This is a genomic window from Halonotius sp. GCM10025705, assembly GCF_042662885.1.
GTDB lineage: Archaea > Halobacteriota > Halobacteria > Halobacteriales > Haloferacaceae > Halonotius > Halonotius aquaticus.
In genome coordinates, this window is record NZ_JBHSZD010000001.1 from 1,058,642 (window position 1) to 1,077,992 (window position 19,351).

General features: G+C 61.3%; 17 protein-coding genes and 1 pseudogene. 13 read left to right on the forward strand and 5 right to left on the reverse strand.

Translation table 11 applies throughout. From position 1 onward, the window contains the following. Positions 1-34: 34 nt before the first annotated feature. Positions 35-2,742, forward strand: a pseudogene (locus ACFQJB_RS06010) (AAA domain-containing protein). A gap of 34 nt (positions 2,743-2,776) precedes the next feature. Here the strand turns inward: ACFQJB_RS06010 and ACFQJB_RS06015 are convergent. Continuing rightward, complete coding sequence (locus tag ACFQJB_RS06015) at positions 2,777-3,409, reverse strand: DUF3267 domain-containing protein (RefSeq protein ID WP_379725070.1); 633 nt, start codon at positions 3,407-3,409, stop codon at positions 2,777-2,779. A 147-nt stretch (positions 3,410-3,556) separates the two neighbouring features. Between ACFQJB_RS06015 and ACFQJB_RS06020 the strand changes: the two genes are divergently transcribed. Further along, positions 3,557-4,129, forward strand: coding sequence for a hypothetical protein (locus ACFQJB_RS06020; RefSeq protein ID WP_379725073.1), 573 nt, complete (start codon positions 3,557-3,559; stop codon positions 4,127-4,129). Positions 4,130-4,195: 66 nt separating this feature from the next. Here ACFQJB_RS06020 and ACFQJB_RS06025 read toward each other — a convergent pair whose 3' ends face one another. Together ACFQJB_RS06025 and ACFQJB_RS06030 are read right to left on the reverse strand one after the other, a co-directional pair. Next, on the reverse strand, positions 4,196-4,333 hold the full coding sequence (locus ACFQJB_RS06025; RefSeq protein WP_379725075.1) for a hypothetical protein: 138 nt from the start codon (positions 4,331-4,333) through the stop codon (positions 4,196-4,198). A gap of 57 nt (positions 4,334-4,390) precedes the next feature. Further along, entirely contained in the window at positions 4,391-4,828 is a 438-nt protein-coding gene (locus tag ACFQJB_RS06030) for a hypothetical protein (protein WP_379725078.1), read from the reverse strand. Between the two features lie 79 nt (positions 4,829-4,907). Here ACFQJB_RS06030 and ACFQJB_RS06035 point away from each other — a divergent pair, with 79 nt between their 5' ends. The 8 genes from ACFQJB_RS06035 to ACFQJB_RS06070 all read left to right on the forward strand — a co-directional run bounded on the left by ACFQJB_RS06035 (position 4,908) and on the right by ACFQJB_RS06070 (position 11,169). Continuing rightward, positions 4,908-6,311 carry a transglutaminaseTgpA domain-containing protein gene (locus tag ACFQJB_RS06035; protein ID WP_379725081.1) on the forward strand — a complete coding sequence of 468 codons (1,404 nt, stop codon included), beginning with the start codon at positions 4,908-4,910 and terminating at the stop codon, positions 6,309-6,311. Further along, on the forward strand, positions 6,308-7,219 hold the full coding sequence (locus tag ACFQJB_RS06040; protein WP_379725084.1) for a hypothetical protein: 912 nt from the start codon (positions 6,308-6,310) through the stop codon (positions 7,217-7,219). Before ACFQJB_RS06035 ends, ACFQJB_RS06040 begins: the two co-directional genes overlap by 4 nt. Beyond that, positions 7,197-7,610, forward strand: coding sequence for a DUF4129 domain-containing protein (locus tag ACFQJB_RS06045; protein ID WP_379725087.1), 414 nt, complete (start codon positions 7,197-7,199; stop codon positions 7,608-7,610). The genes ACFQJB_RS06040 and ACFQJB_RS06045 overlap by 23 nt, the downstream gene beginning before the upstream one ends. Then, positions 7,607-8,293 carry a DUF7269 family protein gene (locus ACFQJB_RS06050; protein ID WP_379725090.1) on the forward strand — a complete coding sequence of 229 codons (687 nt, stop codon included), beginning with the start codon at positions 7,607-7,609 and terminating at the stop codon, positions 8,291-8,293. The genes ACFQJB_RS06045 and ACFQJB_RS06050 overlap by 4 nt, the downstream gene beginning before the upstream one ends. After that, positions 8,293-8,649, forward strand: coding sequence for a hypothetical protein (locus tag ACFQJB_RS06055; RefSeq protein WP_379725093.1), 357 nt, complete (start codon positions 8,293-8,295; stop codon positions 8,647-8,649). The genes ACFQJB_RS06050 and ACFQJB_RS06055 overlap by 1 nt, the downstream gene beginning before the upstream one ends. A gap of 146 nt (positions 8,650-8,795) precedes the next feature. Continuing rightward, a complete protein-coding gene (locus ACFQJB_RS06060) occupies positions 8,796-9,383 on the forward strand; it encodes a DUF58 domain-containing protein (RefSeq protein ID WP_379727974.1) in 588 nt (195 codons plus the stop codon). Further along, positions 9,362-9,628 carry a hypothetical protein gene (locus ACFQJB_RS06065; RefSeq protein WP_379725097.1) on the forward strand — a complete coding sequence of 89 codons (267 nt, stop codon included), beginning with the start codon at positions 9,362-9,364 and terminating at the stop codon, positions 9,626-9,628. Before ACFQJB_RS06060 ends, ACFQJB_RS06065 begins: the two co-directional genes overlap by 22 nt. Positions 9,629-9,630: 2 nt before the next feature. Continuing rightward, the gene (locus tag ACFQJB_RS06070; RefSeq protein ID WP_379725100.1) at positions 9,631-11,169 is read left to right on the forward strand and encodes a hypothetical protein; all 1,539 of its coding nucleotides are present in this window, start codon (positions 9,631-9,633) and stop codon (positions 11,167-11,169) included. A gap of 3 nt (positions 11,170-11,172) precedes the next feature. On the opposite strand, the gene ACFQJB_RS06075 is transcribed toward ACFQJB_RS06070, so the two are convergent. Both ACFQJB_RS06075 and ACFQJB_RS06080 read right to left on the reverse strand, forming a co-directional pair. Then, complete coding sequence (locus ACFQJB_RS06075) at positions 11,173-12,144, reverse strand: AAA family ATPase (RefSeq protein ID WP_379725103.1); 972 nt, start codon at positions 12,142-12,144, stop codon at positions 11,173-11,175. A gap of 154 nt (positions 12,145-12,298) precedes the next feature. Then, entirely contained in the window at positions 12,299-15,070 is a 2,772-nt protein-coding gene (locus ACFQJB_RS06080; protein WP_379725106.1) for an ATP-dependent helicase, read from the reverse strand. A 111-nt stretch (positions 15,071-15,181) separates the two neighbouring features. On the opposite strand from ACFQJB_RS06080, the gene ACFQJB_RS06085 reads away from it, so the two are divergent. From ACFQJB_RS06085 to ACFQJB_RS06095, 3 genes are all read left to right on the forward strand, one after another. Then, positions 15,182-15,934, forward strand: coding sequence for an MBL fold metallo-hydrolase (locus ACFQJB_RS06085; protein ID WP_379725109.1), 753 nt, complete (start codon positions 15,182-15,184; stop codon positions 15,932-15,934). 158 nt (positions 15,935-16,092) lie between these two features. Continuing rightward, positions 16,093-17,628 carry a sodium:solute symporter family transporter gene (locus ACFQJB_RS06090; RefSeq protein ID WP_379725112.1) on the forward strand — a complete coding sequence of 512 codons (1,536 nt, stop codon included), beginning with the start codon at positions 16,093-16,095 and terminating at the stop codon, positions 17,626-17,628. Between the two features lie 448 nt (positions 17,629-18,076). Continuing rightward, positions 18,077-19,345: an ABC transporter substrate-binding protein gene (locus ACFQJB_RS06095; RefSeq protein WP_379725115.1), complete on the forward strand. Its 1,269-nt coding sequence runs from the start codon at positions 18,077-18,079 to the stop codon at positions 19,343-19,345. Positions 19,346-19,351: the final 6 nt, after the last annotated feature.

Genomic DNA, 19,351 nt, shown 5'->3' on the forward strand with positions numbered 1-19,351 from the left:
AGCGTTTTTCAGGCCGCCGCGCAGAGTCCCGGTAGTGACCGACGAGCTTCGCGGCGAGATCGTCGCCTGCGACGGGGCGACGACAGTCGAAACCCAACACGGTGAGCGACGGCTGGCCGAACTCCGCGTGCGACCGACCGACGACACGCCGACTGACGGCGACGACGCCGTCGACGTGACGCTGTGGGGCAAGTGGGCCGACACAGCTGCGGACGCCGAGACCGGGATGGACTTGCTGCTCACCGACCCCGAAGAAAGCGAGTATCAAGGGTCAACAACCTACAGCACGGGCGGCGGTTCCTATGTCGTGCTTGAACCCGATTTCATCGTCGACGTGACCAGCGTGCGGTCGTGGGTGCAGTGCCCGCGAATGTACTACCTCAACAAACTGTCTGCGATTCCGTTGAACTACCCCGTCATTAAGGGAACCATCGTCCACGAGGTCTTCGGCGACCTGCTCCGCGGCCGCGATCTCGATACCGCTGTCGCCGACCGCGTTGAAGAGGCTGGCCTCGAACTCGGTGTTCTCGGTCGCGACGTGGCCGAAGTCGTAGGCGAGGTCAAACAGAACGCCGCCGCCATCGAAGGCTGGCTCCAGCAGGGAACGCTCACTGAGGAGGACAACTGGCGCTCGGAGTACACGCTCATCAGCCCGACCTTCGGCCTGAAGGGCCGAGCCGACGCGCTCCGCCGTGGGATGCCGGTCGAACTCAAAACGGGCAAAAACACGACCCGCGAGCCGCGGTTTCAGGACAAGATCCAGGCTGCCTGCTATGCGCTGATGCTGGAGGAACGCGGGATCGACGCCGACACTGGGACGCTGCTGTACACGAAGAACACGACGCTGGAGCGGACTGAGGAGTCCGGTGATCTCTCGCCCGCGAAAGAATTCTCGGTGGGGAAAGGTCTGCTCGATTTCGTCGTCCGCAGTCGTAACGAACTGGCGGCGATGGAGGCCCGCGGCGAGGTACCGACCGGCTATGAGGCCGATGCGAAATGCGAGTATTGTTTCGAGCAGGACACCTGCATGGTCGTCTCCGGGCGACTCGATCAGGAATCGAAAGCCGGTCAGATCGGGACTGCGGTACCCGAAGAAGAACAGCAGTACTTCGAGCGATTGTATCACGCAATTGAGGCCGAACGTCGGGCGATCCACGCCGAATATCGCAAACTCTGGGAGCAAGACGCTGAAGAGCGAGCGGCCGACGACCGTGCGTTGATCGACCTCGAACCACTGGGTCGCGAGGAGATCGACGGCAATCGCTGGGAGCTTCGAGCGCGGAAACCGGCCGAGGCGGTGTCGAAACTCCGCGAAGGCGACGTTGCCCTCGCCAGCGACGGGAACCCGGTTTCCGGCCACGCCGAACTTTGTCGGATCACCCAACTCGACGAGGAGATCGTCGTCACGGCCGACGAACCGGTCGAACTCCGGCGGCTCGACGTGTATCCCTCTGAACTCTCGGTTGATCGGATGTTGACCGCGCTGCACGACACGGTGCTGAAAGGCAGCGATGACCGCAAGGACATCCTCTTTGGGCGACGTGAGCCCGAATTTAGCGAGGGCGAGGAGATATTCATCGACAACAACGACGGGCAAAATCAGGCGGTGAATCTCGCGGTCAACGCCGAGGACTGCGCGCTGATTCACGGCCCGCCTGGGACGGGGAAAACGTATACAATCGCGCGGCTGATCCGCGCGCTCGTCGCTCGCGGGGATCGGGTGTTGCTGACGGCGTTTACCAATCGCGCGGTCGACAACGCCTTGGAGGCCCTTCGTGAGCAAGGGTTCGAGGACATCCAGCGCGTCGGGACGACGACCGGGGTTCGCGAAGATATGCTCGATGTGCGGCTTGAGAAGGCCGGCGACCCACAGGAGTTGGCCGGCTCGCTCCACAGCGCGCCCGTGGTGGCGGCGACGACGGCGAGCTGTGGCTCCCGCGTGATGCGCGAACAGGAGTTCGACGTGGCGGTCGTCGACGAGGCCAGTCAACTCACTGAGCCGGACGCGTTGGCCGCGCTGAATCGTGCCGAGCGGTTCGTGCTCGTCGGCGACCACGAGCAGTTGCCGCCGGTCGTCCAAGCCGCCGACCCCGGTGGCGAGGGCGGCGTCGCCGACGAACCGGCCGCGGACAATCCGCTGTCGACCTCGCTGTTCGAGCGGCTGATCGAGGCCTATCCCGAGGCGAGCGTGATGCTCACCCGGCAGTACCGCATGTGCCAGCGGATTCAGGCCTTCTCGTCGGCGGAGTTCTACGACGGCGCGCTCCGTCCGGCGACGGGCGCGGTCGCAGGCCAGTCGCTTGGCGACCTCGTCGATCCGGCGTCGCTGCCGGCCGAGTTGGGTGATGCAGTCGCGTTTATCGACCCCGACGGCGAGCGCGTCGGCAACACCAACCCCGTTGAGGCCGACCGGGTCGCCTCCATCGTCGAGTCGTATCGCGCTGCCGGCGTCGCCGCCGAGGACATCGGTGTCATCGCGCCGTTCCGCGCGCAGGTCGCCGAGATCAGCCGCAGGGTCGGCGTCACCGTCGATACCGTCGATCGGTTTCAGGGCTCAAGCAAAGAGGTCATCATCGTCTCCTTTGTCGCCACCGGGGGTTGGATGGGCCGTTGTTCGAGGATTACCGCCGGATCAACGTCGCGCTGACGCGGGCGAAAAAGGGGCTCGTGTTGGTCGGTGACGGGGCCGCGCTGTCGAGTGAGCCGTTCTACGAGCGGATGCTAGAGTGGGCGGATCGGTGAGTGAAAAAATTGCGTCACAGGGGTTCTAATTCGATTACTTTGATTGAGTCGTGTAGAATGTTCTAACCTCGTCGTCAACGAAATTCACAAATTCAGTCGTCTTGGGAAAGCCAAGTAACCGAATCACATTGTATATATCTTGAATTGAACCGATAGTATTGACTACGAAAACTAACTCTGCGTAGTAACTCACTTTATTCGGCATGGGAAGTAACAATACACCGACTGCGAGCGAATTAATCAAAACCAGCGGTGCGATAAGCACCAAAATATTCTCGTTACGAGAAATCCGTTGTTTGAGTGCAATAACATACGGATTTATCTCTAAGGGTAGTCCAACCGTCTTACGGACTCGGAATCCGAATTGTGGCTTCTTTCCTTCTGCGACTGCTACCGCATAATGGATACACTCGTGGACAACAACCAGCAGGAGAATAAGACCTATTTCTGGGGCGATACTTTGTAGCGCGCTAATATAGCCCTGATCCAACTCGCTCCCGAACCGAATGATTTCCTCCGGATAGAATAGTACCGACACCACGATCACCATCAAGACGCCTATTACTCCTATCGTCCTCTCCGGAATAATGTATTCATTCCAGTTCGGATCAGCCGAGAGTGTTTTGAGTCGCTGCTTCGTTGTGTCTGATTCTTTGTGGCCTGACATAGCCAACCGTAACCACTGTTCGGGGGTCAAAAAACACAGAAGATGTTTAAATCGGCTAATACAGGGGTTTATCGCTATCAACCGGGGTATTGATCGTCATCAACACCGGAACTAATTATTTACTTTCGGGATTCGTGATATTTTCATATGGCTCAAATTCCGGATAGCTTCCAGAATGAATTCAGTTCTAAGGGAGAAACGTTCTTCGAGATTGCAGAACTCTTGTACATGAATCACGGGAAGCAGTTAACACTTGATGAGATAGGTGAGGCTGTCTCGGTTTCGAAAACCCGTGTCAGTGAACTTATTCAGGAAATGGAAGAGGGAGATGAGGCATGGATTGACAAAACAGAGGGACAAATGACGGTCGTTTGGAATACAGAAACACACAACCCAGCCTCAACAGAGACTAAGACGGCGGTGGGTGGATTTTATCGAGATCTCTGGGGTCTGTTGAAACGACACTCCAGAACCGCCCCCGGTATGTATGTAATAATTGGCTCTTTGATGTTCGCAACGGCACTCATTTTGATTGGGACATATATCGGATTTTCACTTGGTGGACAATCCACTGGATTTCCAGTGAGAGCCTATCTCGTACTGGGTATTAGCTCATTTGCTGCTGGAGGTGTTGTCACTGCACTGGGGCCATTTCAGGCGGTCGTAAACAGACTATTGTGGCCTCTGCTCACAACAGAAGTGTCCGAAAATGAAGATTAATTGTGGATCGATCTATACGCACTTCTTGAGAGTCTCGACCGCTTCGATACCGTCTATCGAAGTCGTCTACAGATCAAGTCGCTTGCGGAGTTCCTCGGTGGAACAAGTGTCGGCTTCTTCTAAATCGAGTTCTTCCAGTCGCTCGGATACCCTGTCACCGTTCCCCAATTCGGGGTCGTCGTCCTGTTTGTCGAAATTACTCATGGTTCTTGTCGAAATTACTGATGGCCATGCGAATAAGTTCTGACGCTACACCACGAGCTATTCTTCGAGAACGGTAATTTCATAGGGTAACTCCGGATGCTCATACGTCCCCGGTGTCGCCTCGTCGTTCACAACGGTCGCGCCCATCGGCTCGCTGTCGGCCACCTGCTCGGTCGGATACCACTCGCTGCCGGCGGGCAGCACGACGAACCGCGCCCCGCGGTCGCCGACCCAGGCGAACGACTCGCTCGGCGAGCCCCACGCCGACAGCCCGACGGCCGATTCGAGCCACTCGACGAGCGCCAACACGTCGGAAGCCGGCAGCCCGACCTCGGTCACGCCGGCTATCGGCACCCCGCCCGCGAGCGACTCGGCCGCGTCGCCGTCGTCGCAGAGGCATTCGAGGACGTTGCCCGCACCGTCGGCGACATAGACGGCGTCGAGATCGAGAAACCCGAACCGCCCGGACTGCGCGCTCTCGATTGGGTGGATCATCGCCCGCTCGACACAGATAACGACTCACCGCTTCAGGGGTCACATTTACCTGCGCTGCACCCGAGACAGCTACTATACCATGGGCGACGACAGGCGGATCGGCGAGGCCATCTTGGTCGTGATCGCAATCGTCGCCCTCCTGTTTTCGGCCGCGTTTCTCCCGGCCGTCGACATCTTCGGCTCAAACGAAGCCATCGCCGAGCAACTCCCAGAGGGCAGCCAACTGCCCGCTGGCACGCAAGCAGGCGCCCAATCCGGCGAGATGGGATCCACCGGCGACGGCGAGTCCGGCGAGAGCCAGTCTGCTGGGAGTGGTGAGCCAACCGGGATCGGCGCGCCCGGACAGACCGCCGGGGGCTCGCTCACCAACCCACCACAGTCGGCTCAGATCAGCGGGAGCCTCAGCGAGCAACCCAGCCAAGCCCCGCTGTTTACCGTCGAATCGCCGGTGAACACCTACTGGCGACAGACCGCCTACGAGACCTACACCGGCACCGGCTGGCAGCAGGCCGAGGCCCCCACCCCACTCGATGAGGGGATTCCAAACGACGACCTCACCGGCGGCAATCGACGCATCACCTACGATGTCACCCTCTTGGAGGGTGGCCGCTCGCTGCCGACGGCGTGGCAACCCGAATCAGTCTCGTTCCGCGGCGACGGCACCCAGCCAACTCTCCAAACCTCGGCGACCGGCGGCATTCAAACCGACGAGTCGCTGCCGGCGGAGACGACCTACACCGCAACGAGTGCGCTCCCACCGCGGCAGCCGTCGGTGCTTCGAAACGCGGAGGGCCAAACACCACGGGAAATCCGCGAAACGTACACCCGGATGCCGAGGGACACCCCCGATCGCGTCGGCGACTTCACCGGCGAACTCTTGGCGGGGACGGACACCCGATACGACCGCGCGATAACCGTCCAGCGGTGGCTCACATCGAACAAGGGCTATTCGCTGAACACATCGCTCGACCCGAGCCAGCCGATCGCCGACCAACTGATCTTTGAGGTCGATGCCGCCTACTGCCAGCAGTTTGCGACCACGATGGCCGCCATGCTCCGAAGCCAGGGCGTCCCCGCCCGGTATGTCGTCGGCTTCCGGAAGGGCAGACCGGTCGGCGATGATACCTATCTCGTCACGAGCGACCGCGGCCACGCGTGGGTCGAGGTGTACTTCCCGGATGTCGGCTGGGTTCGGTTCGATCCCACGCCAGCCGACGAGCTCTCGGTGTCGACACCAGACCCACCGTACGAGGTTTCGTTGAACCGATCGGCTGTTGTCGGCGCGCCGGTATCAGTGCGAGTCACCAAAGAAAATGAGTCGATCAGCGGTGTCCCGGTGTTCGTCAACGATCAGCGAGTCGGGTGGACAGATGCGACCGGATCCGTCGAGACCACACTGCCCTATACCGACCGCGTCACGATCCGGGCCGGCGACGACACCACCCAGACCGAATACACCGATGCCACACCGACCCCCAAGTGAGACCACTCGCTGTGGCCTCGGTCGGCGCGATCACCAACGGTCTCCCGCTGCTGAGTGCAGCGACACCACTGACACCAGGCAATACAGTGATCCCACAGATCGATGGGGAGACAGCAGACTCAACAGCGACCTATCCGCTGGCGAAAAACGCCACACTCGCGGTCGTCGGCAGCCGAACAGCTGGCGAAACCGCCAGAGTCGTCGCCAGCGTCGAGGATATCCCGATCAGCGATGCAACAGTCTCGTTCGATGGAACCGAGGTCGGAACAACAAACAGGGAGGGATACTACGACCTCTCCTTGGCCGATGTCACTCCGGGCACGTATCGCGTCACCGTCTCCCGAGGAGCCGTGAGTGAGTCGACCACCTTCGAGGTCACCCCAGCAAATGCCGACACGCCGAACGACGAGCGGACTGCCTTGACACCAAATGTCTCAGTCAGTCCGGGTGGCATCGCGCTCCCCGCGGGGCCAGCGACGGCGAAGGTAACCCGATCCGGAGAGCCGATCGACGGGGTTCCAGTCCGCGTCAACGGTGAGACGGTCGGCGAGACAGATGAAAACGGCACGCTTGCGTTCAATTTCCCGATCGCAAACACCGCCACAGTTGCAACGACGGGGACTGGTGTAACAGGCGAGACACAGGTCGGTGGGCTCTACCGAAACGCTGCTATCGTTGTTGGTGGCGTCCTCGTCGTCATCGCTGGGATCGTGATTGCTGCCCGTCGTCGCGGCGTGACCAGCGGTTCGGTGACAGATCGATTGGCTGTCATCAGGGCGTTTCTGCGGCGACTCCCCGATCGAGCAACGACACTCCAGTGGGGCAGCAGATCGGTTGACCACCGCGATGAGGCGGCTTCTCGCCCGGCTCCGGGCGTGGCGGTCGGTGTTTGCTCTGTCGGTAAGTGAGATCCAGCAGCGACTCGATCCACGCCGGCTGTTAGCCGCGCTCAAATCGTGGCTGGAGCACCTTCGTCACCGGTGGCAAGCAACCGCTGGCAACGCAGACACGGAATCGACACACAGTGAGGCTAACGGGGCTGAGCCGGATCGACAGCTCCGGTCGATGTGGCAGACATTCGTCTCGCTCATCCGTCCCCCACAGGCCGTAACCCGAACGCCCGTTGAGATCGGACAGTACGCGATCGAGAAGGGGGTTCCGAACCAACCAGTCACCTACCTCACGGATCTGTATCGGGCCGTTGAGTACGGCCAGCAATCACCGGGGGACTCACGGCTCGACGCAGCCCGACAGGCCCTCGCAGAGATCACCGAGTCCTCGGAGGACGACGACCCATGAGACAGACACTCACCGCTCGCACTATCGCGCTCGCTGGGAGTGTGTGTCTGATAGTCGGCTTTGCGCTGCTGATCGGCTACCGCCCGTCGGCCCTGCCGGCTAGCGTGACCGAGCCACTCACCCAGGGAACCGAGGCGCTTGGCGATCGGCGCATTGTCCTGCTAACTGGCGGACTACTCGCGCTTACTGGATTGATCGGATTCGGGGTCTGGAACGGCCGCGATGCAGACAGCGGGTTGGACACCACGTCGGTCGAAACACCAACTCGCGACGTGTCGATTACGGGTGAGCGACTCACGACAGCGTTTGAACAGACAGCCCACGCACACAGCGCGGAGACATCCATCGAGGATGCACTGAGACAAATACTCATCGCACTCTACACACAGGACAAACAGAAACAGGACGCAATCAGGTATGTTGACGGCGGCGATTGGACGACCGATGCTGTCGCGGCAGCAACGGTGACGACGACCAATGCCGCGGACTTCCCGCTGTGGTACCGGCTCTACGAGTGGCTGTATCCAACCCATGCCTACGACTACCGTATGCGGCGAACGTTGCGGGTTGTCGAAACACAGTGTGCTGAGGCGACGACCGGCTTTGCACCTGCCGCCACCCAGCAGTCCTGGATCGACAAACTGCGTGGTCGACTGCAGACGGACACCGGTGGTGACAGCTAATGCGGATCAGACGATTCAGCGGGTTTCGGGCGTATGCACTGCTCTTAGCTGCCACAGGGATTCTCACTGGGACATACACCCTGATTCTCGCAGCCGGGATTCCACTGCTCTTTGTGTTGACTGCGGCTGTGGCCACCACACCAGCGATCGACGACGCCGTCCACGTCACCCGAGAGCTCACACCTGAAACACCAGCACCGGGGGAATCGATCGCTGTCACATTGACTGTCGAAAACACGGGGCCGTCGACGATCCCGGATCTGCGGGTTGTCGACGGAGTCCCCCAGAGATCGGTGTCACTGATGGCTCGCCTCGATCCGGGGGCGCGCTCCAGCCCGGCGACCAGTATACGGTAACCTACACAATCAGAGCTGACCGCGGGAGCTACAGCTTCGAGCCGGTCACGCTCAGAGCCAGAAATACCAACGGCACCCGACTCGCGGAGACAACGAAAACGGCCGACGGCATCGATCGCTTCGAGTGTCGGGTAACGATCGAAGATATCCCGGTACAACAGACAACAGCCTATGCGGGCCAGTTAGCGACAGACAGCGGCGGGCCGGGTGTCGAATTCCATGCAACCCGCGAGTATCGTCCTGGCGACCCGGTCAAGCGGCTTGACTGGCGCAGCTACGCCAAAACCGGGGAGCTGGCGACCATTGAGTTCCGTGAACAGCATGCCGCACACATCACCGTCCTCATCGACAGTCGTCGGGCGGCTCATACCGCAGCCGACCGCAACGCACCAACGGGGGCAACACTGAGCGCGTATGCCGCAACGATCGCCCTTGAGGTACTCATCAACGAGGGTCACGAGGTCTCGCTGGGGGCTCTCGGTGTCGCAGACCCAGAAACCGATCGCCATCCGCCAGCCTGGGCTGCCGCCGAGGAGGGGCGCTCATTTGTGCCGCATGCCACCGCCATCTGTAACGCCGCTGCGACCAGCACGACAGATGGGTCTCACACGGCTCCCGGCTCGGCAACGACCGATGACCCGACCGCTGACAACACACCCCCGGTGCGTCTGTCGCCGACGGCGGGGTGGCGTGGAATCGAACGCGGTCGCTCGTGCCGACCGGGGCACAGGTAATTCTCTGTAGCCCGGTGACAGACGCGCCGATCACCGACCTCGTCGAATCCCTCCGCGCTGATGGCCATGCGGTGACGATTCTCTCGCCGGCCACGACGCCGGCGACAATCGGCGGTCGCATCACCGGGATGCAACGGGCGGTACGGCTCGAATCTCTGCGACTGCTGGGGGCGACCGTCATCGATTGGGAGTCTGAAGACAGCCTTCGGGATGCTCTCACACGACTCACGGGGATGGGTCGATAACGATGCTTCGTGGCCGACTGTCGATCCCAGAACCGAATGGCACACGGTCGACAGCGGTACTCATCGCGGTCGCGGTCGCGGTGGGGATCTGGCTGCTCACAACCGTCGTTGGCCGGACATCGCCGGCACTCGTCGCTGGCTGCTCCGGAGTGAGCGTCGGCGCGCTAACAATTCTGCGTGATACAGAGACGCCAGCCGGCCTCGCCATCACCGCACTGTTGCTGCCGATCGTTGGTGTCAGCGTGTTGGCAGCGGTCGTCCTGCCAGTGCGTGTGTTGGTGCCGGTGCCAGTCGACGCGATTCTCGCAACGATCCCGACGGCGATCGGATTATTCGGGCTCGTGGGAGCCGCCTGGCTGGCTGGATTCGGCGTTCTCGGGCTGTTCAACGCCACGGTCGGCAACGGGAGTATCGCAGCCATGTGGACGGTGAACAACAAGGCCGCAGTTGGGCCCAGTGTTCTCTTTGCGGGAATCATCGTGGGACGGTTCGATGCCCTGACGCAGGTGCCGGCAGTTGGATTCGACAGCCTGGGCATCACGTCCGTGCTCCTCGCGCCGCGAACTGCGACCGTGGCGATGATCACCTTCCTTGTCTTGTGTAGTTTCGTTATCGCAGGCGGACAGCTCATTCTTGCGGCCGCACCGATCGTCCAGCTCACCCCGCAAACAAGCCAAGAGCGGGTTGAAGCCGGCGTGAACCAACTCAGCCGGCTACTGAATATCTCGCTGTGGGTGATTGTATCGCTGACAGTCGGTGGACTGGTGGCAGTTGTGTCGTCGGTCGATATCGCTGCCATCGCCGGTCGCTATCCCGCATTATTTGCGCTGTTTGCGGCCCCCGGTCTCCGTCGCGTCCTGCTTGTCGCGTTTGGCGGGGCGATGCTGATCGCAGCCGTATTTGGCGGAGTACAGCTGCTCACCGGCCGGATTGCCAGTACCGTCGGCTGGTTTGTGCCAGGGATACTTGCAGGTGCTACCACGGGCACGCTCGCTGTTGTCGGGACGCCGGCGGTATCGATGCTTCAAGACCGCGTTCCAGCAGCGGTCGCGCCCATCGTTGAACAGGTGACAACCGCGCTCACGCCGGCTGGTGTGATCGCTGGTGTCATTGTCATCGGCATGTCGCTCCTGACATTTGTTCTCGGCGTCGTCATCTTCGGGAGCGGAATCAACTACTTCCCCGTCGAGACCGCCGGCAGCGCGATGGCGGCGACCGGGCTTGCAATCGGCGCGATTGCGATCGGCATCTTCGGGGCCTCAGGGCTCACAGTGTTTGCTGTGGTCGGACTCTCGGTGTTCGTCTGGGATATCGGCGACCGGGGTGCGACCACGTGGGCGGAGCTCAAAACCGAGTCACCGCTGCAGATCGAGTTGATTCATACACTGTCGGCGGCCGTGGTCACGATCGGTGGAATCACCATCGCGTGGGTGCTGTATGCGACTGTGCTCGGCGGGATCGTCCCTGAAGGCGGAACGGTGGTTGCGATGCTGGCCGCCATTTTGGGTGTTGTCGTGATCCTCGCCGCAATTCAGGGCTGAGACTCAGGCCTCGCCGGTCGCTCCTGGAACAGGGACGCTCTCAAGCACTTCTGCAACAATCGTCGCCGCATCAACATCCTGGATCGCTGCCTCCGAGGTCAACACGAGACGGTGTGTCATCACAGGGAGGGCGATCGTCTTGATGTCATCCGGTGTCACGTAGTCTCGGCCGCGAATCACCGCCCGTGCCCGAGCGGCTTCGAAAAATCGCTGGATCCCACGCGGCGAGACACCAACGTCAACACGGGAATCCGCTCGGCTTTCGCGAACGAGATCAACAAGATAACCTTTCAGCTCTGCGTCCATCCGCACCTGTTCCGGGAGTTGCCGGAGCGTCGAAACCTGCTCGGCGTCGACGACGGGATCGACGGTGGGCAGCTTTGTTGTTCGGTCTTCGCGTCGCGAAAGGAGTTCGATCTCGCCGTCACGATCCGGATAGCCGAGTGAGGTCTTCACGACAAACCGATCGCGTTGGGCCTCCGGCAGCCGAAACGTCCCTTCCTGTTCGATCGGGTTCTGGGTCGCAATCACGAAGAAGGGATCCGGAAGCTCGTAGGTGGTTCCGCCGACGGTCACCTGGCCTTCATCCATGGCCTCAAGCAGGGCGGACTGCGTTTTCGGTGGGGCGCGATTGATCTCATCGGCAAGCACGATATTCGCAAAGACCGGCCCACGCTGAAAGCGAAACTCACCAGCCTGCTCGTTGTAGATCTGCGAGCCGGTGATATCACTCGGCAACAGATCAGGGGTGAACTGGATTCGGTTGAACTCGAGGTTCAATGCGTCGGCGAGCGCGACAGCGGTCAGCGTTTTCCCGGTTCCCGGAACATCCTCTAGGAGGACATGGCCTCTGGCCAGCAGCCCGGATACTACCGTTTCGAGGAACTGCTCGTCGGTAATGACCGCATCTCTGATCCGCGAGATGATCGTCGAAATTTGGTTCGACGCAGCACTGATCGAGTCTGTCTCGCTCATGCTCGGCGTCGCTCGGATGAGTGATTTGCTGTATTAGACATATCTGATGCTGTAGTGCAATGGGTCTGGGTGGTCACCAGCTACTCCTACTGTATATTCCGTGATGATCGAGCTACATAGGTGTACCTCTCAGCATCACATCTCCGGCAGTGACTTAATCAGTTTCAATGGCCTCGGAAACTGACGACGAGTTATCGTCGATCGCCGCGACCACGCGTTCGTGGAACTCCTGGAGCACCGCGCTTTCGTCCTCGGCGAGCACCACGTCGCTGGCCATCAGCGTCGCCAACCCGAAGGCCCGCGGGCTCGGCGAGTCGACCTCGTGGGCGACGATCTCGATCTCGTCGCGGTCGACTCGCTGCAACACCTCTCGAATCCCGCTCACGTTGAGTTTGTCCTCCATGATCTCCCGATAGGTCTCCTCGATCACGGCGAAGGAATCGAGATCCTGTGCAAACGACAACAGCATCTCACTGGAAACCTGCTGTTGGGCCGCCGACTTCTCATAGCCTTTGTACCGTTTGAGAATCATCAGCGAGCGCGTCGCGTTGATGCGGAAATACCGCTGCAACAGGTCGGTGCCGTCGAGGGCGGCCCGGAGGTCGGTCGTCACGTCGCCGGGATCGAGATCGCGGATGATGCCGGCGATGTCGACCTTGCGGTTGAGCGGCATCTGCACCGAAAACCCGTTGTCGGCGACGGCGACCTGCACGTTCGCGGTCGCCTGCTGGGCGCAGTGGAAGGCCACCAGCCGCGAGAGGCCGTCGTTGAACTGCCGACCGTAGTTCGAGTGGACGTAGAACCGCCGCTGATACTCGGCGCGATCTAACTCCTCCTCAACGACGATGCGGTCAGGGGTGCTCACGGCATCGGGGCCGAGATACTGCAACTGCTCTTCGAACAGTCGGCTAATTGCTCGGACGGCGTTTTCGTCAATCGGGAACTCCCGCAGCCACTCCCGACAGCCGGCGACGCCGCCGGAGTCGAATCGCTCACAGAGGTTGCCCTGAAAGACGACGATCTCGCGGCCCAGATCATAGGACAGCGGCAACCGCTCGGAAAACCACGAGGGGACAGTCGGGCGTGCGCTCGTCGGGTCGACGTAGACCTTCGAGCCGCGCCGATAGCTGTACTCGTAGTTCGAGCCGCCGAGGACGAACACGTCACCCGGTTCGAGCGTATCGAGATAGTTCTCGTCGAGACTGCCGACCCACTCGTCGCCCTGTCGGGTGAGCACGTCGCAACTGAATGAATCGGGGATCGTCCCGATGTTGGTCATGTAGATCACCCGCGCAAGGCGACCTCGCTTGCCGATCAACGGCTCGCCGACCGGGAACTCATCGTAGTGATGGTCGCCATCGGGCGCGTCGTTGGTATCGCGCCATATTTTGGCATAGACGTCCTTCGATTCGAGGCCGGCGTAGTCGGCGGTGAGATACCGCATGAGCCGCTCCCACTCGGTGTCGTCGAAGTTCCGGTAGGGATAGGCACGCCGGAGTGTCGCCTTGAGTTCGGCTTCGCGCCAAACGCGGTTGATCGCCATGCCGTAGACGTGCTGAGAGGCCACATCGGCGGCGTTCTCGGGAATGAAGACACGGTCGACGAATCCCTCCTCGGCTTTCCGGAGCATCACCGCACACTCGACGAGTTCGTCGCGGTCGAGTGCGATCACCCGGCCGGCGACGGTTTCGCCGAGTTGGTGGCCCGCCCGGCCGATCCGCTGGAGCAAGGCGGCGACGGATTTCGGCGAGCCGACCTGGACGACCATATCGAGGTGTGGCATGTCGATCCCGAGTTCGAGGCTCGTCGAGGTCGTCACGACGTCGAGATCGCCGTCTTTGAGGCCGGTCTCGATCTCCTTGCGTCGGCCCTTCGAGAGACTGCCGTGGTGACAGCCAGAGTTCGTGTCGTCGTACTCGTTGGGGAACCGCTCCCGCAAGGTCTGGAGAACGCGTTCGGCTCCAGAGCGCGTGTTGGTAAAGACGAGCGTCTGGTCGTTGTCGCCGATCAGTTCGTGCAGCCGGTCGTAAAATCGGCCTTGGACGATCTCTCTGGGCGTGTTGATCAGGTCGTCGGTCGGACACTCCAGTTGGATGTCGAATTCCCGGACGAACCGGCTGTCAACGAGTTCGTAGTCGCGTGGCTCGCCACCCGGCTGCTGGCGGCCGACGAGGAACTCACCAACCGTCGAAAGTGGTTCGACCGTCGCCGAACAGCCGATTCGCGTCGGCGACTCCTCGGCCATCGCTTCGAGGCGTTCCAGCGAGACCGCGAGGTGGGTGCCGCGTTTGTTTTCGGCGAGACTGTGGATCTCGTCGACGATGACATACTCGACGGTTTCGAGTTTCTGCTTGAATTTGGGGCTGTTGAGTAGAATCGCCAGCGTCTCTGGCGTCGTGTTGAGGATGTGTGGCGTCGTCTCCAGCATGGCCTGCCGGTCGCTACTACTGGTGTCACCGTGGCGGATCGCATGCCGGATGTCGGTGTCGACGCCGTCGTCTGCGAGGCGGTCGGCGATCCCCTCAAGCGGAACGGTGAGATTCCGGTGGATGTCGTTGGCGAGCGATTTCAGCGGCGAGATATAGAGACAGTACACCGAATTCTCAAGGCCGTCCGGGCTGGCCTGCTCGCGGGCGAAGAGTTCGTTGATGATCGCCGCAAACGAGGCCAGTGTCTTGCCGGAGCCGGTCGGCGCGCAGATCAGGGCGTTTTGCTCGTTGTGAATGTGGGGGATTGCGCCGCGTTGCGGCGGCGTGAAGAAGCCGCCGTTGCCGGCGACGAACTCGCCAAACTGGTCGATCCACCAGTCAGCGACAGCGGGTTCGAACAAGGAGAGGACGTCCTCGTCGGCGATCTCGACCGTTTCGGGATCGAACTCGTAGTCGCTGTCAGCGTCGCAGAGTCGATCCCGCCCGGAGCGCGCCATTGATGAGAAGGCTTGGTCACGCGTCCGTAAGTCGGTTGTGGGCGTCGGAATACCCCTTCCGACTCACAGTGTGTCACAACCGCTTTCCACGCTGCCCCGTACGGTTCGCGTATGGAGGTCACGTTTCTCGGAACGGGCAGCGCGATGCCGACCGGCGACCGCATGCAGACCGGGCTGCTGGTGACACACGACGACCGACGCCTGTTGGTCGACTGCGGCAGCGGCGTGCTCCACCGCCTTGCCGCGACCGACGCCGGCTACGAGGGCGTGAGTACCGTCCTGCTAACACACCTTCATCTCGACCACGTCGCCGACCTGCTACCCCTGCTCAAAGCACGGTGGCTCGCCGGTGAGGAACACCTGGAAGTCGTCGGTCCCGTCGGCACGAAAGGGCTGGTCGATGGCCTTCTTTCCGTCCATGGGTATCTTGACGGGCGGGTCGACCTCCAGGTGCGGGAGATTGTGGCCAGCGAGACCGTGTCTGTCGGCGGGTTCAGCGTCGAAAGTCGTGAAACACAGCACTCGATCGACGGCCTCGCCTACCGGTTTACTGTCGACGGCGACGATGCTGAATTCGCCTTCTCGGGCGATACCGAGGCCTTCGCCGGGATGGCGCGGTTTGTCGAGGGCTGCCGGGTCGTCGCCCACGACTGCTCGTTTCCCGATTCTGTCGATGTCGACGGCCACCCGACGCCGAGTCAACTCGGCGAGGCCTTCGCCGACAGCGATGTCGACCATCTCTATCTGACGCACCTCTACCCGCATACCGAGGGCACCCACGAGGAGATGTGTGCGAGCGTTGCCGAATCCTTCGACGGCGAGGTGCACGTCGCCCGCGATGGGCTTCGCGTTTCAGTTTCGTAGCTGCACGGCATTCGACTCGCTGGTATCTCTCGCGATACAGAACCCAGTTATTCAGCAGTTATATTCGTCAATTATATAGGTCGCGGTCGGTACGGCTTGACTGAACTGAATGTCTCGACACGACGACGCCCAAATCGAGTCACTGGAGGGGACATAGCATGGTTTCGACAACACTCGGACTCGGGTTGACAATCGCCACGCTGGCGGTCTTTACCATCGCGGGTCTGTGGTACTCTCGCGGGCGCGTTGGCAGCGTCGAGGATCTGCTGACCGCACGCAACTCCACGGGGACGGGGATGACGACCGCGACGTTGATCGCCTCAACGATGGGCGCGTGGATCCTGTTCAGTCCCGCGGAGGCCGGCGCGGCCTTCGGCGGCATCACCGCCGTCTTCGGCTACGCTATCGGCAGTGCGATCCCGCTGCTGTTGTTCGTCCCGGTCGGCAAACGGATTCGGGAGTTGATGCCGACAGGACACTCGCTGACGGAGTTCGTCCTTGTTCGGTTTGGTCCGGTGATGTACGTCTTCGTGCTCATCGTTTCAGTGTTCTACATGTTCATCTTCCTCGCCGCGGAGATGACCGGGATCGCGGGCGCGCTGGAGTTGATCGCCGGCGTTCCAGCGTGGCAGACCGCCACGGTTGTCGGCGCGTTCGTGTTGGTGTATACGGCCTACGGCGGCCTCGTCGCCAGCATCTTTACCGATACAGTTCAGACGCTCGTGATCCTCCCGCTGTTGGCGGTTGGCTTCGCCGCAGCCGTCGTCTCGCTCGGCGGCACCGGCGACCTCTACCAGACAGCGATGGCAACCGATCCGACGCTGCTGGATCCGGGCTTCCGGCCCGGGCTTGAGTTCGGCTTGTATGTCGTCTTCGCCGTGCTCGGAGCCAATATGCTGAATCAGGGGATCTGGCAGCGCGTGTATGCGGCCGACGGCGAGTCGACGCTCTCCCGATCGTTCAGCGTGGCCGCCCTGACCGTGATTCCGATGGTGCTGTTGGCCGGGCTTTTCGGCGTCGCAGCCGCTGGCTTAGGGCTCACGACACCGGAAACCAACAGCGTCGCCTTCTTCCTCGTCGTCACCGAGGCCCTGCCTGATGCGATCGCCTTCGTCGTCGTCATGCTGGTCGTCCTGTTGGTGATGAGCTCAGCCGACACGATGCTCAACGCGATTTCGAGTCTCATCACCGTCGATCTTGCCCGTCTCATCGACGTTGAGGACGACCGCTCGCTCCGCCTGACGGGTCGGGGTCTCACCGCGCTCGTCGCGCTTGGAGCGGTCATCATCGGGGCCCAACAGTACAGCGTTCTTCAGTTGTTCCTGACGGCTGACCTGCTTGCGGCCGCCGTGTTTGTGCCGCTGATCTGGGGGTTGTTCTCTCAGGAGCTCACGCAGGGCGGCGCGTTGGCGGCGAGTCTCGCCGGTCTCGTCGTCGGGATCACCTACTTCCCGATGCTTCGCGGGCTGGTCGCAACGATTCCTGGGATCGCTGGCGTGCTGCCCGAACCGGCGTTTCTGCCGGCGTTCCTCGGCGCGACCGCCGTCTCGACAGCTGTGACGGCTGTTGCATCCGCCATTGGCGGCGACGGCTTCGCCTTCGAGTCGTTGACAACAGAGATTCGATCCTTCGATCCGCCCGGGGCTGAGACGACGACCGAGGACGGCACGGCAGCCTCGGAGGTGTCCGACTGATGGTCGGCAGCCTCCTGTTCGGCGGGATCGTCTGGGGATCGATCGCGGCGGTGTTGGTGGCCTTCGGCTACATCGGCTGGCTGCTCATCAGCGTTCGTTGATACGTGCGCGCCGTCGCTGGTGTGATCGCTTGGTCGTCGCGGCCAGTTTAATGAACGTTCGATTTAATCGAGAACCCGTGGGCGATATCCCTGATGAGACGGTTGTACCACTCGTCCTCTGTAGCAAATACTGCAAAAGTTGCAATCGGAATTAGTTTACAAATTGTGTATAGTATCCGGTTTCGAAATGCTATATAAATTAAATTCTACATAATTGTTAATGTGCCTTAGTGTTTCAGAGTGACCAGTGGATTCGTGCGCTGCCGTTGACGGTAGACATCGAGCAGTCTACCGGCACCACGATCCCCGCCAAGGAATGATATCCAATGTCTGAACACGAACCCAATGTGTCACGCCGTACCGTCCTCACGACTACCAGTGCTGCCGCTGTCGCTGGGCTGGCCGGCTGTAGCGGTGGCGGCGGTGGCGGCGATGGCGGCGACGGTGGAAGCGGCGGCAACGAGCTTGAACTGCTTCACGCATGGTCATCCGGCGACGGCAACGCCGCGATCGCGGCCCTCATCGAAGGGTTCCAAGAGGAACACCCCGATGTTGAGTTCGCCGAGGAGCCGGTCGACGGCGCGGCCCGTAGCAATCTCGATCAGGTCGTCCTCAACAAACTGCAGGCCAACGATCCGCCGAGTACGTTCCAGACGTGGCCCGGCAAAACCCTCGCCAAGTTCGACGGAGCCTACGAGGACATCGAGGGCGATGTGTGGGACGATGATCTCAAGGAGAACTATCTGGCGGGGCCACAGGAACAAGCCCAATACGACGGGAGCTACGTCACTGTCCCGCTGAACATCCACCGGATCAACAACCTGTTTTACAACACGGCCGTCCTTGAGGAGGCCGGAGTCGACCCTGAAAGCCTCTCGTCGCCGAGCGATGTTGTCGACGCCTGTGAGACGATTGCCGCCGAAACCGACGCCGTGCCCTTCGCCCAACAGACCAGCGGTGGGTGGTCGACCGTCCAACTGTGGGAGACGATCCTGCTCGGTCAGGCCGGCATCGATGGCTACGAAGCGTTCATCAACGGCAACGGCGACACCGCGGCTGTGGAAAGTGCCCTCCAGTCGGTCGTCGATCTCAGCGAGTACTACCCGAGTGACTCCTCGTCGATCAGCTTCACCGAGGCCAACACGATGGTGATGGACGGCGACGCCGCGTTCATCCACCAAGGCGACTGGGCCGCTGGCGCCTACAGCAATGCCGACGACTTCAATTACGGCGACGACTGGGGCCAAGTTACCTACCCTGGCAGCGGGAGCTACCTCCTCAACATGGACTCCTTCCCGTATCTCGCCAACAACCCCTCACCGGAGGCGACAAAGCAGTTCCTCAGCTACTGTGGCAGCGCGGAAGGGCAAGTCCTGTTTAACGCCGAGAAGGGCTCGATCCCGCCACGGAGCGACGCCGATGTGTCCTCACTGAACAACTTCCAGCAGGATCAGTTCGAGGACTTCAACGCCGCTGACAACCAGCCGCCGTCAATCCAACACGGCCTGGCTGTCTCACCCGGTGTCTCCACGAACATCAGCAGCGCGTTCAGTGGCTTCCTCGAGGATTACGATGCCGCCGCCACAGCCGACGCACTAATTAACGCGTTCAACTAATCGGGA